Raw genomic sequence first — 12,723 nt, forward strand, 5'->3', positions numbered from 1 at the left:
GAGGACCGGGGCGCGCGGATCTCCATCTTGGCAGGGAGCTTGCCTCCGGTGCCGGATACGTTGGCGTAGACTGATCAGACCAGGTCGTGAAAGCTCTTGCGGGCGGGGCGGGCCATACGTTTTGGAACGCGATGTTGTGGTGGCGCCGAAGAGCGGCGCAACACCCTTCCCCTATCCCGGCGGGGCAGCCTGCACGCCTTTCAGAACGCCGCGTGACGGCAGGGCGGGCTTGAGTTACATTATCGGAACATTCCGGCCCCGGCTATGGCCTGGTTGCTGCACCCGCTTGATCGCGCGCGCCAACCCCGCGACCCTGGCGCCATGCCGCACCTGAATCCTGGCGAGAATCCCGCCAACGATCCCGCCTGGGCCGGAGCTGCCCGTTTCCTCGAAGGCCGCGTGCCACAGGGCCAGCGGGTCGTCGCACCCGGGAGCTTCACGCCCGTCCTGGGCGAGGTCGCCGCGCCGGAACCCGATCCGCTCCCGGACTGGGCCGTGGTACCCACCGGCGGTGCCGCCGCCTTCCCCGGCGCCCTGGTCCGGCGCCTGCTCGCCGAAACCACGGCCGTCTATGCCAATGACGGCTATGTGGTCTTCGCCCGCCGGCCGACTTTCGGCCTGGCCGACATGCGGAACGCCCCCCCTGTGCGCGCCCTGGCAGACCGGACGCGAGCCGAGGCGGAGCCCAAGCCCGCAGCCGCCCCCGGCCCGACCCTGATCGAGGCAAGCCTGCCCAAGGCAGGGCAGCCGCCCGAGGCCTCCATCACCCCCCTCACTCCCCCCAAGGCGCCCGGCATCCCCCGCGCCACCCTGCCGCCCGAGGCCCTTGCCCTTCGGGTCCCCGCCCCGCCAGCCCGGCCCGAGCCTTCGCCGGCTGCCGCGCCCCCGGCCGCGGCTCCTCTTCCGGCCGCACTTCCCCCCAGCCTCGCCCCGGCGCCACCCCCGCCTGCCCCGGCCGCCGGGCCCCCGGCGCCCGTGGCACGGCGCGATACAGGCTGGGGCACACTTCCCTCCCGCATCGCCGCCCTGCTCGGCCCTGGCCCCGGGCGGCGCCTGGCGGCTCTCGGCACCGGCTCCATGGAACTGGCTGCGGCCGCCATGGGCCCCGCCGCCCTCCTGGCCGACGCGGCGGAACCCCAGCCCGAGAACTGCTTCGACGCCGTGCTGCTGCTGCCCGACGCCACCTCCCTGGCGCCGGACCTCGCTTCCGCCTCCCGCCTCCTGCGCTCCGGCGGCGTGGCACTGGTGGTGGCCGAGAACGCGGAATCGCTCGGCCGGCGCCTGGCCGCGGCGCTCGGCCGCCCGGCGGATAGCGCGGGTCTCTCGGCCGCAGCCATCCGGGGCGCCCTGCATGCCGCTTCCCTGTCGCCGCTGCGGCTGGAGGGCCACTCCCTGGACGCCTGGCGTGCGAGCGGCGACCAGCCGCCAGCCGGTCTGGCGCCTTCCGCCCCTGCCGCGGCGCTCATGGAGGAGGCGGGCGAGGCCGCCGGGCCCCGGCACGCCGCCTGGCTGCTCTTCCTCGCGCGGAAGGGCTGAGGCACGCGGCTGGCGCGGCTGGCGGACCGGTGTAGTCTCCTGCGTCTCACCAGAGAGAACGAGCCGGTCCATGACCTGGTCCATCGTGGCCCATGACCCCGAGAGCGGCGCCTTCGCCGTGGCCGTCACCACCTGCAGCTTCGCCGTGGGCGCGTCCTGTCCCCATGTCCGGGCAGGGGTGGGGGCGGTCTCCACCCAGTCCTTCACCAACCGCTATCTTGGCCCCGCCGTGCTCGACGCCATGGCCCGCGGCCTCTCACCGGCGGCGGCGATCGAGGGTGCGCTGGCCGGGGATGAGGGCCGGCACCTCCGCCAGATCCATGCGGTGGACCGCTTCGGCCGCAGCGCCGCCTTCACCGGCCAGAACTGCGTGGAATGGGCGGGCGAGCAGACGGCGCAGGGCTTCTCGGTCGCCGGCAACATGCTGGCCGGCCCACAGGTGGTGCATGACACGTTGGCGGCCTTCACCGTGGGGGCCAACCAGCCACTCCCCGAACGCCTTGCCATGGCCCTCGAAGCCGGAGAGGCGGCGGGCGGGGACAGGCGCGGCCGCCAGTCCGCGGCAATCCGCCTCGTCACCACCGAGGACTTCCCCGATCTCGATATCCGGGTGGACGACCATCCCGAACCCCTGAAGGAACTCACGCGCCTGCTCGGCATCTGGCGACGGGACCGGGCGCCCTATCTCGATCGCCAGCCCCGCAAGGCGAATCCCTCGGGGGTGATCGACATGGCGGCGACCGAGGCGGCCTGGAAGGCCGCGGGGCTGGATCTCCGCTTCGGGCGATAGGCAGGCGGCTCAGGCCGCGCGGCTGTCCTGCCGGCCGACCTGCGCCTGGAACTCCGCCGCGGACATGGGGCGCCCGAACAGGTAGCCCTGCGCCTCGTCGCACCCTTCCGCGCGAAGCAGGGAGAGCTGCCCCTCATCTTCCACCCCTTCGGCGTTGGTGGTCACGTCCAGGGCGCTGCCCAGCGCGATCACCGCGCGCAGCAGCGCCACCGCCTTCGCATCCCGGGACAGGTGCCGGATGAAGGAGCGGTCCACCTTGATCTTGTCGAAGCGGAAGCGCTGGAGGGTCGCGAGGGAGGAGTAGCCCGTCCCGAAATCATCCATGGCAAGCCGCACCCCCAGTGAGCGCAGGCGGGAGAGGATGCCCAGCGTCTCCGCGCTGTTGGCCAGCATCGCGGCCTCGGTGATCTCCAGCTCCAGGCGCTGCGGGGGAAGGCCGGAGCGCGCCAGCGCCTGCTCCACCGTGGTGACGAAGCTCGCCTGCCGCACCTGCTGCGCGGAGACGTTCACGGCCAGATGCAGCTCGCCCCAGCCCCGTGCCACGTGGCAGGCCTGCTCCAGCACCCAGGCGCCGATGGGCACGATCAGCCCGGTCTCCTCGGCCAGCGGGATGAACACATCCGGGCTGATCAGCCCACGGGTCGGGTGGTGCCAGCGCAGCAGTGCCTCGGCCCCCGTGATCCGGCGGGTGGCCGTGGAAACCTGCGGCTGGAACAGGATCGTCAGCTCCTGCCTCGCCATGGCATTGCGGAGATCCGCCACCAGCGCGCGGCGGGTGCGCAGCCTTTCGTCCATCTCCGGCTCGAAGACGCGCAGGCAGGACCCTCCTTCCGCCTTGGCCTGGTAGAGCGCGAGATCGGCGTCCTGCAGCAGCCCCTCCGGCCGCCCGTCAAAGCGGCCCGGCGGCATGATCGCCGCGCCGATCGAAAGCCCGACCAACCGGTGATCCGAGGCGACCGGCACCGGCTCCTCCATGGCAGCGAGCAGACGGCCCGCGAAGGTGGCCAGCTGCTCGGGCCCGTCCAGCCCCGGCGCCACTAGCACGAACTCGTCGCCCCCTGTCCGCGCCAGCGTGTCGGTCGCCCTCAGGCAGCCGCGCAGCCGCCCGGCCACCTCGCGCAGCACCTCGTCCCCGGCCGCATGGCCCAGGCTGTCATTCACCTCCTTGAAGTGATCGAGGTCGAGGGCGAGCACGACAAGCCCGGTGCGGTCCCGCTGCGCGGCCGCGAAGGCCAGGTCCAGCCGGTCCCCCAGGAGGGCGCGGTTGGGCAGTCCCGTCAGCCCGTCGAAATTCGCCAGCCATCGCAGCCGCTCGGAAAGGCGGCTCCGCTCCGCCGCGGCATCCCGGAACTGGATGCAGGCATCGGTCAGTTCGATCACCTCCCGCGGGGCGCCCCGGGGAGCGGGCGGGATGGGAACGGCCAGATCGCCGCGCCCGAGCCGCCGCAGCGCCTCGCTCAGCGCCGTCAGCATCGCGCCCAGCCGCCGCGCGGCCCCCGTTGCGAGGGCAACGCCCAGGCCCAGGATCAGCACCGCCGCCGGCAGCATCACCGCCAATGTTTCATTGATGGCCAGGATGCCCGCGCGCGGCGGCAGCAGCAGCAGGATCGCGGGCGATGGCGCCGACGCCCTTCCCGTGGTCGTCCCCGGCAGCGGTGAGAGGCGGGCAAGCCAGCGGCGCCCGGCGATCTCCAGCATCCCGGTCGAGGCCTGGTCCGCCACCACGGCCTGCTGGAGCCAGTCCGGCGCCCATCCCGCCAGCGGGCCGGCCGGCATGGCGATGGTGCTGACCACCACCCACCCATCCACCAGCAGGGCGAGCGCCCCCTGCTCCGCCACCGCCAGCCCCTCGGCCGCCTCATGGCCCAGGAAGGCGGAAATCCGGGCATGCAGCCTGCCCCCGTCCGGCAGGGCATGGCTGGTCAGGCTGGTCACGACGGGAAGGGCCGGGCCAGGGCAATGCGCCCCGGCGCCATGATCGCAGCGATCGGACCAGGAACCGCCGCGTCCGGAATGGCCGGGCCACTCGGCCCAGACCTCCAGCGCGCCGATTAGCGGCTCCCCCACCTGCAAGGCGGCGAGGACACGGCCGGGAAGATCATCCGGCACCGGCTCGTCAGGGGTGAAGCTCCGCGTGATGCGCTCGTCGCGCAGCATCAGGCGCGCCAGGCCATCGAGCCGGCCGCGCAGCTCCCCGATCCTCATCTCGATGCGGGTGCCGGCCGCCTGGATGGCCTGCCGGTCCATGTCCTTCTGCTGCTCGCGCGCGAGCCAGCCCACGCTCAGCGCCATGGCCAGGAGGCAGAGGAGAGAGGGCGCGGCGGAGAGAAGAATCAGCCGCGACCGCAAGCCCCGCCAGGGGAAAATCCGCCCCGCCATGCACCGATTCCCACGTCATTCCGGTGGGATGGTGCGGTCCGTGCCCTTGCCCGATCCTTAAGCTGGGCGGCGGAAGCTGTCCGCCCCGGCCCGGAGGGCGGGGCGGATGCCAAATCAGGAAGCGCGGCGAACCGGTTCCGGCCCCGGGATCTCGACCGCGATGGCCAGGGTGGAAAGATCCCCGCCCCGCTCCAGCGAGACATTCACCCGCCCCGGATCGATCGAGACATGCTTGGCCACCAGCTCGATGATCTCCTTTTGCAGCTTGGGCAGGAAATCCTCGCCCTTGCGGGAGATCCGCTCATGCGCGAGCACGATCTGCAGGCGTTCCTTGGCGGCGGAGGCCGTCGGCGGCGCTTCTTCCTGCTTGCCCCGGAAGAACTTCAGCCAGCTCATGCGGCCCTCCCACCGAACAGCCGGGAGAGGAAGCCCTTCTTCTCCGCATCGATGAAGCGCATCGGCCGGTCCTGCCCGAGGAAGCGCGCCACGGCATCCTTGTAGGCGTGGCCGGCCTGGGATTCCTGGTCGAGGATCACGGGATTGCCCGTGTTGGACGCCTTCAGCACGCTCTCGCTCTCGGGAATGACGCCGAGCAGGGGGATGCGCAGGATTTCCTGGATGTCCTCCAGCTTCAGCATCTCGCCCCTCTCGACCCGCGCCGGGTCGTAGCGGGTGACGAGCAGATGCTCCTTCACCGGGTCGCGCTTCTCCTCCGCCCGCTTGGACTTGGACTGGAGCACGCCCAGGATCCGGTCGCTGTCGCGCACCGAGGAGACCTCGGGGTTCGTCACCACCACGGCCTGGTCGGCGAAGTACAGCGCCAGCAGGGCGCCCTTCTCAATGCCAGCGGGGCTGTCGCAGAGGATATAGTCGAAATCCTTCGACAGCTCCTCGATGATGGTCTGCACGCCTTCCCGCGTCAGCGCGTCCTTGTCGCGGGTCTGGCTGGCCGGAAGGATCGAGAGGGTCTCCACCCGCTTGTCGCGGATGAGGGCCTGGTTCAGCTTCGCCTCGCCATTGATGACGTTCACGATGTCGAACACCACCCGGCGCTCGACCCCCATGATGAGGTCGAGATTGCGGAGGCCGACATCGAAGTCGATCACCACGGTCTTCTTGCCGGACTGCGCCAGCCCGGTCGCGAAGGCGGCGGATGAGGTGGTCTTGCCCACTCCCCCCTTGCCTGACGTTACCACGATCACCTGCGCCATGCGCTCTCTCCAGCCCCCTCAACCCGCCACCCGCCCCTGTCCGGGCAGCGGGACGTATATTCACTCCATCGCATGTCCGGCGCCGCCCCTGCAAAGGGGGAATCCGCCGGATGGACAGGCTCAGCCCCGCTCGGCCGGCCCGGCTCGCTCAGCCCAGCTTGTCGAACCGCATGCTCTCGCCGATCAGGCAGACCTGCACGGCCCGCCCGAGCGGCGCATCCCCCAGCCCGTCCCGCACGGCATAATAGCCCGCGATCGAGACGAGTTCCGGCTCGAAGTTCAGCGCGAAGATGCGGGCGGAGAGATTTTCCGCCCCCCCGGCGATCGCCCGGCCACGCAAGGTGCCGTAAACGTGGACATTCCCGTCCGCGATCACCTCGGCCCCGGGATTCACCGTGCCGCGCACGATCAGGTCGCAGCCCTGGGCCCAAATGCGCTGCCCCGCCCGCACGGCCTGGTCCACCACCATGGTCGGCTGCCAGCCCGAAGGCGGCGGCGGCTCGGGCATGGGCATCGGCTCCGGCGCGGGGGCAGGCGCCGCCTGCACCGGCTGGTCCCCCCCGGCGGCGCGCAGCGGCGGCAGCCCGGCGGCCTGCGCGGCGGCACGGATCTCCGGCCCACCGCCCGTGGTGCCGATCGGGGCAATATGGACGCTCCGCAGCTGGCTCGTCAGATGGGCGAAATCCGGCGCCGCCGCCGGGTCCAGGTCGTCCAGCCCCAGCACGATCGGCGCGTTCCGCAGGAAGCCAGGCGCCCGCCGGAACTGGTCCGCCAGGGCCGGCACGATCACCTCCACCCGCGGGTCCAGCAGCCGGAGCACCAGCAGGTTGAAATTGGCCCCGCGCAGCCGGAACGGCTCCAATCGGGCTTCGGACGCGGGGGAGGACATCGGCCGGGGGGTGATCCTATGGCGGGTTCTTTGCCTCACATTACAGGGAAGTGTCCGGCAGGCGAAGCCTTGCGCACCTGCTCCGGTCCGCAGACCCTGCGCCGCGGCACCCAGGCCACAGCAGACCACGCAGGCGAGGCAGGATGAGCGAGAGGAAGCGCCCGACCCGGGCCGATTACCGGCATTTCCTGGAGATCCCCACGCGATGGGGCGACAACGACGCCTATGCCCACCTCAACAACACCGTGTACTATTCCTTCTTCGACACGGTCGTCTCGCGGTTCCTGCTGGCCTCCGGCGCCATCGACCTGAAGACCTCCGCCGTGATCGGCGTGGTGGTGGAAACGGGCTGCCGCTACCTGGCCCCCATTTCCTTCCCCGACCTCGTCACCGCCGGCCTGCGCGTGACCCGGATCGGCAACACCTCCATCCGCTACGAGATCGGCATCTTCCGCAACGCGGAGGAGCAGGCCAGCGCCGAGGGGCACTTCATCCACGTCTATGTGGACCGCGAAACCCAGGCCCGGCCCACCCCCCTGCCCCAGGCCCTGCGGGACGCCGTGGCGCCCCTGCTGGTGACCTGACCGCCGGCGCCCCCGGGCGGCCACGCCGCCGCGGCATCCCGCCCACTCTCCCGCAGGAGCCGGCAAGGCGAACAACCCGGAACGGAAGAACCGGATGCCCGCTAGAACCGCTGGTCCGGCACGAAGCGCACGCCCGGCCGCGCCAGCCCGCCGCCGATCCCGACCGGCGTGCCATCGGCGCGCCAGCAGGCCGCGCCCGTCATCATCCCTTCCGCCCCGAAGGCCACCGCACCCATCCCGCCACCCACCGTCGGCACGCGCAGGATCGCATGGCCACGGGCGATGAGGGCCGCCTCCGTCTCGGCGCTGATCCCGGGCTCCAGCTCCAGCCGGTGGCCCTGGGTCCAGACCCGCGGCGCCTCCACCGCCTCCTGCAGGCTCATCCTGTGATCCAGCAGGTTGATGATGGCCTGCATGGCCGAGCCGAAGATCCGCAACCCGCCCGGCAGCCCGAGCGCCACGACCGGCACGCCATCCCTCATCACGATCATCGGCGCCATGGAGGTGAAGACCCGCTTGCCCGGCGCGATGGACAGTGCCTTACCCGGGTGCGGATCGAAGTTGTACATGTAGTTGTTGGCCACCATCCCCGTGCCGGGCACGGTGAACCGGGCACCGAACAGGCTGTTGATGGTCTGGGTGGTGGTGATGATGGTGCCCTGCCCATCCGCCACGGTCACATGCGTGGTGTTGGGGGATTCCAGCAGCCCGGCCCCCGGCGCCCAGTCCCGGGCACGGGCGGGGTCGATCTCGGCCCGGCGCGCCGCGGCATAGTCGCGCGAGATCAGGCGCCCGACCGGCACCTTGACGAAGGCGGGATCCGCCGTCGCCACCGCCCGGTCCGCGAAGGCAATTTTCAGCACCTCGGCCAGCAGATGCACCGTCTCCGGCGTGCCGGACCCCATGGCGCGCAGGTCGAAGCCCTCCAGCACCGCCAGCATCTGCGCGATATGAACCCCCGCCGAGGAAGGCGGCGGCGGCCCGATCACCTCATGCCCGCGATAGCTGGCCCGCACAGGCTCCCGCTCGATCGGGGAGACGCCGCGCAGGTCCTCCGCCGTGATCAGCCCGCCTCGTGCCTCCATATGGGCCACCAGCGCATCACCGAGCTGTCCGTCATGCAGCGCATCGGGCCCGACCGAGGCGATCAGGCGCAGGGCATCGGCATAGTCGGGCCGCAGCACGCGGTCCCCGGCGCGTAACGGGGCCCCGTGCGGCAGGAACACGGCCGCCAGCCCCTCATCCGTCGCCAGCTCCCTGGCATTATCCGCCACGCAATCCGCCAGATAGGGCGTGGCCCGCCAGCCCCGGGCGGCACAGCGTATGGCGGGCTGCAGCACATCGCCCAGCGGCATGGTGCCGTAGCGTTCCAGCGTGTGGCACCAGGCCCGCAGCGCACCGGGCACCGCCATGGCCAGCACCCCGAAATGGTTCTGGCGCCCCTCCGTCTCCTGGTAGTCCGGCAGCACCTCCGAGACGGTCCGGTACATGTCCGGCCGCGCCGCGCCGGGGGCGGTGGACAGCCCGTCCACCACCGCGTGCCGCCCGTCGGGGAGGCGCAGATGCGCCACCCCGCCCCCCAGGATGCCCACCATCATCGGCTCGACCACCGTGAGGGCGAAAAGGGCAGCGATCGCCGCATCCACCGCGTTCCCGCCGGCCAGCAGCATCTCCGACCCGGCGGCGGAGGCCAGGGGATGGTTGGTCACCACCATGCCCTTCCTGGCGGTAACGGGGTGCTTCTCAGTCATTCCTGGCCCCTCGGCGGCTCATGCCCGGTGCCCGCCACGAAGCCCGCAGCGCGCGACGGATGAGCAGAATTGGGATTCATGCCGCATCTGCGGCGCCGCGTTAATCCCTGCGCTGCTGGCGAAGAGCGAGGTCGAGCAGCAGGAGCAGCACGGTCATCCCCACCAGCAGCACGGCAACCGCCGCCATGGCGGGATCCAGGTTCTCGTTGATCCCGTCCCAGATCTTCCGGGGAAGGGTGAAAACCCGGCGGGAGGCGATGAACAGCACCACCACCAGCTCATCCCAGGAATGGATGAAGGCGAAGATCGCGCCCGAGACAATGCCGGGCATGATCCGGGGCAGGATCACCCAGCGGAGTGTCTGCCCCAGCGAGGCCCCCATCCCCCGCGCGGCGCTCTCCAGCCGGGGATCGAAGGCCGCGAGCGCAGTGGAAACGGTGATGACCACATAAGGTATGCCCGTCACCCCATGGGCGATCACCACCCCGGTGAAGCTGTCCAGAAGCCCCAGCCCGGCGAAATACCGGTAGAGCCCGATTGCATAGGCGATGCTGGGGATGATGATCGGCAGCAGCATCAGCGCCCGCACCAGCTCCGTGCTGCGGCGGGACAGCCGCCAGCAACCGATGGCGCAGAGCGTGCCCAGCACCACGGCCACCAGGGTGGAAGCCGTGGCGATGTAGGCGGATTGCAGGATGGCGTTGATCCAGGCCGGCGTGGTCAGCAAGCGGGCATAATGCTCGCCCGAAAGCGCGTGCTGCGGCAGGGAGAGGAAGCGCTGGTCGGTCAGGGAGACCGGCAGGATGATGGTGATGGGCAGGATCAGGTAGATCACCGTCGCCCAGGCGATGGTGCCGTTCAGCCAGCCCGGCCGGTATCCGCCCATCGCCTCAGCCCCCCGCCCCGAAGAGCCGCCGCAGATTCACCAGCCGCGAGAACACCGCGAGGGTGGCCAGGATCGCCACCACCAGCATCGTCGCCAACATGGCGCCCAGCCCCCAGCGGATGAGGTCCAGGATCTGAAGCTTGATCCATTCCGCCGCCATCAGCGTCTTGCCGCCGCCCAGGATGGCCGGGGTGATGTAGAAGCCCAGCGAGAAGATGAAGACCAGCACGCCCGCCGCGATCACCCCCGGAAGGGAGAGCGGCAGGAACACGCGCAGGAAGGCCCCTGCCCGGCTGGCCCCCAGCCCCCGGGCCGCCGCCAGCACGCGCGGGTCGATCTCCCGCATCGCCGAGAGCATGGGCAGCACCGCGTAGGGCACCATGTAGTGCACCATGCCAATGACGATGCCGAGCTCGTTCCAAACCAGGGCGAGCGGCTCCTCAATCACGCCCGCGGCCAGCAGCCCCTCATTCACCAGCCCCTGCCGCCGCAGCAGAGTGACCCAGGCGAAGGCGCGCACCAGCACCGAGATCCAGAGCGGAACCAGCACCGCCAGCAGCCACCAGCGCTGCGCGCGCGGCCCGGCCAGCGCGATGCGATAGGCCAGCACATAGCCCAGCAGAAGCGAGATCACGGTGGTGATGAAGCCGATCCGCAGCGTGGTGCCGATCACGCGCTGCACGCTCTCGCTGGTGAAAAGCCGCTCGTAATTGCCCAGGCCGGGCTGCGGCTCCGTCACGCTGATCGCCAGCACCTGCAGAATGGGTGCGACATAGAAGGCCGTCATCAGCAGGAAGGCAGGCATGATGAGGGCCCACCAGCCCAGCGCGTGCCGGCCCCGCGGGTTCAAGCCGCGTCCTCCGCCACGGCCACGGCCGCATCGCGCGACCAGCCCAGCCGCACCGCAAGCCCTTCCGAAGGCGCCACCGGGATCCGCCAGGCCGGCAGATGCACGCGAAGCTCTCCCAGGTCCTGCGTCGCCACCGTCACGGCATAGCCCGTGCCGAGATAGGACCAGGCCGCGATCCGCCCCTCCACCACATTGTCCTCCACCCCGCCCCCTGGCAGCAGCGCGATCTTTTCCGGCCGGAGGGAGAGCAGGGCCTTGCCCGCCGGCGCCGTGCCGCGCGCCAGCACCACCGTGCCGCCGCGCCGCAGCGCCATGCCACCCGCATCCGGCGCGGCCTCGCCCTCGATGAAGTTGGACTTGCCGAGGAAATCCGCCACGAAACGGGTGGCCGGGCGCTCATACAGCCCTTCCGGCGAGCCGACCTGCACCACATTGCCATGGTTGAGGATGGCGATCCGGTCGGAAAGGCTGAGCGCCTCCTCCTGGTCATGCGTCACGTTGATGAAGGTGCGGCCCACGCGCCGGTGCAGCGCCTTCAGCTCCTCCTGCAGCTCCGCGCGCAGCTTCTTGTCCAGCGCGGAAAGCGGCTCGTCCAGCAGAAGCAGGGCGGGATCGAAGACGAGCGCGCGCGCCAGCGCCACGCGCTGCTGCTGCCCGCCCGAAAGCTGCGCCGGACGGCGGTCCGCGAAGCGGTCCAGCTGCACCAGGTCCAGCGCCGCCCGCACCTTCGCCTCTCGATCCCCCCGGCTCATCCGCCGCACGCGCAGGGGAAAGGCCACGTTCTCCGCCACCGTCATGTGCGGGAACAAGGCATAGCCCTGGAACACCATGCCGAAGTCGCGTCGCTCCGGCGGAAGCGCCGTGATGTCGCGCCCATCCAGAAGGATCCGCCCCGCGCTCGGCTCCACGAAGCCCGCGATCATCATCAGGATGGTGGTCTTGCCCGAACCGGAAGGACCGAGCAGCGTCAGGAACTCGCCATTCCCCACCTCCAGCGTGGCGCCCTGCACGGCGGTGAAGTCGCCATAACGCTTCGCGACACCCTGCAGGGAAAGCGCATGCCCGGCCACGGCGCTCATTCGGCGTAGTCCGGCTGCTCGCGGTCCAGCTTGCGGCGCAGCGCCTGCCAGGGCAGCCAGCCCTTCACGGGGCTGTCGCCCATCTGGTCGCGCGCCCGGACCACCACATCCTCCGGCGGGATATCCAGCGGCGCGCCGCTGGACTGCGCCGCGATCTGGATGCGGCAGGACTGCTCCAGGTAATACATCCAGTAGAAGGCCTCGGCGACGGTGCGGCCCACCGTCAGCAGCCCATGGTGCCGCAGGATCATGCAGGGCTTGTCGCCCATGTCCCGCACCAGCCGCTCCCGCTCCCCCAGATTGTCGTCCGCGGCGATCCCCTCATACTCATGCACCGCGACGCGCCCATGGAACTCGGTGCTGATCTGGTTGAGCGGCAGCAGCCCACCCTTCTGCGCGGCCACGGCCATGCCGGCCAGCGTATGGGTATGCATCACGCAATGCGCCTGCGGCGCGCCCAGATGCAGCGCGGAATGAATGACGAAGCCCGCCGGGTTCACCGGCCAGGCCGTCTCCTGCGCCGGCGCCCCGGCCGCGTCCACCAGCACGAGGGACGAGGCCGTGATCTCCTCGAAGAGCAACCCGTAGGGATTGACGAGGAACCGGTGCCCCTCCCCCGGCACGCGCACCGAGAGATGGGTGAAGACGAGGTCTGTCATGCCGAACAGCGCGATGAGCCGATAGGCCGCCGCGAGGTCGCGCCGCAGCTCCGCCTCCGTCGGCACATGGTTCGGATCGGGACGCCGGGGCGGCGGGGGAAGTGGCACG

General features: G+C 71.0%; 12 protein-coding genes. 3 read left to right on the forward strand and 9 right to left on the reverse strand.

The features are described from left to right. Positions 1-321 precede the first annotated feature (321 nt). Together J8J14_RS15610 and J8J14_RS15615 are read left to right on the forward strand one after the other, a co-directional pair. Complete coding sequence (locus J8J14_RS15610; RefSeq protein ID WP_209380467.1) at positions 322-1,536, forward strand: hypothetical protein; 1,215 nt, start codon at positions 322-324, stop codon at positions 1,534-1,536. Positions 1,537-1,606: 70 nt separating this feature from the next. Next, positions 1,607-2,326 carry a DUF1028 domain-containing protein gene (locus J8J14_RS15615; RefSeq protein ID WP_209380468.1) on the forward strand — a complete coding sequence of 240 codons (720 nt, stop codon included), beginning with the start codon at positions 1,607-1,609 and terminating at the stop codon, positions 2,324-2,326. A 9-nt stretch (positions 2,327-2,335) separates the two neighbouring features. Here the strand turns inward: J8J14_RS15615 and J8J14_RS15620 are convergent, their stop codons facing one another. The 4 genes from J8J14_RS15620 to minC form a co-directional block, all read right to left on the reverse strand. Next, the gene (locus J8J14_RS15620) at positions 2,336-4,705 is read right to left on the reverse strand and encodes a putative bifunctional diguanylate cyclase/phosphodiesterase (RefSeq protein WP_209380469.1); all 2,370 of its coding nucleotides are present in this window, start codon (positions 4,703-4,705) and stop codon (positions 2,336-2,338) included. A 114-nt stretch (positions 4,706-4,819) separates the two neighbouring features. Next, positions 4,820-5,101, reverse strand: a complete 282-nt coding sequence (gene minE, locus J8J14_RS15625) for a cell division topological specificity factor MinE (protein WP_209380470.1) — start codon at positions 5,099-5,101, stop codon at positions 4,820-4,822. Then, positions 5,098-5,916, reverse strand: a complete 819-nt coding sequence (gene minD / locus J8J14_RS15630; protein WP_209380471.1) for a septum site-determining protein MinD — start codon at positions 5,914-5,916, stop codon at positions 5,098-5,100. The genes minE and minD overlap by 4 nt, the downstream gene beginning before the upstream one ends. 148 nt (positions 5,917-6,064) lie before the next feature. Next, complete coding sequence (gene minC, locus J8J14_RS15635) at positions 6,065-6,805, reverse strand: septum site-determining protein MinC (RefSeq protein ID WP_209380472.1); 741 nt, start codon at positions 6,803-6,805, stop codon at positions 6,065-6,067. 143 nt (positions 6,806-6,948) lie between these two features. Between minC and J8J14_RS15640 the strand changes: the two genes are divergently transcribed. Beyond that, on the forward strand, positions 6,949-7,389 hold the full coding sequence (locus J8J14_RS15640) for an acyl-CoA thioesterase (protein ID WP_209380473.1): 441 nt from the start codon (positions 6,949-6,951) through the stop codon (positions 7,387-7,389). A gap of 101 nt (positions 7,390-7,490) precedes the next feature. Here J8J14_RS15640 and ggt read toward each other — a convergent pair whose 3' ends face one another. From ggt to J8J14_RS15665, 5 genes are all read right to left on the reverse strand, one after another. Continuing rightward, positions 7,491-9,140 (reverse strand): gamma-glutamyltransferase, encoded by a 1,650-nt coding sequence (gene ggt, locus J8J14_RS15645; RefSeq protein WP_245215838.1) that lies wholly within the window; start codon positions 9,138-9,140, stop codon positions 7,491-7,493. A 100-nt stretch (positions 9,141-9,240) separates the two neighbouring features. After that, positions 9,241-10,026: an ABC transporter permease gene (locus tag J8J14_RS15650; protein WP_209380474.1), complete on the reverse strand. Its 786-nt coding sequence runs from the start codon at positions 10,024-10,026 to the stop codon at positions 9,241-9,243. A gap of 4 nt (positions 10,027-10,030) precedes the next feature. Beyond that, the gene (locus J8J14_RS15655; RefSeq protein ID WP_245215839.1) at positions 10,031-10,876 is read right to left on the reverse strand and encodes an ABC transporter permease; all 846 of its coding nucleotides are present in this window, start codon (positions 10,874-10,876) and stop codon (positions 10,031-10,033) included. After that, a complete protein-coding gene (locus tag J8J14_RS15660; RefSeq protein WP_209380475.1) occupies positions 10,873-11,955 on the reverse strand; it encodes an ABC transporter ATP-binding protein in 1,083 nt (360 codons plus the stop codon). Before J8J14_RS15660 ends, J8J14_RS15655 begins: the two co-directional genes overlap by 4 nt. Beyond that, positions 11,952-12,722 carry a class II aldolase/adducin family protein gene (locus J8J14_RS15665; RefSeq protein ID WP_342452459.1) on the reverse strand — a complete coding sequence of 257 codons (771 nt, stop codon included), beginning with the start codon at positions 12,720-12,722 and terminating at the stop codon, positions 11,952-11,954. The genes J8J14_RS15660 and J8J14_RS15665 overlap by 4 nt, the downstream gene beginning before the upstream one ends. Position 12,723: the final 1 nt, after the last annotated feature.

Origin of the sequence: Pararoseomonas baculiformis (assembly GCF_017813395.1) — a bacterium.
Taxonomy (GTDB): domain Bacteria; phylum Pseudomonadota; class Alphaproteobacteria; order Acetobacterales; family Acetobacteraceae; genus Roseomonas; species Roseomonas baculiformis.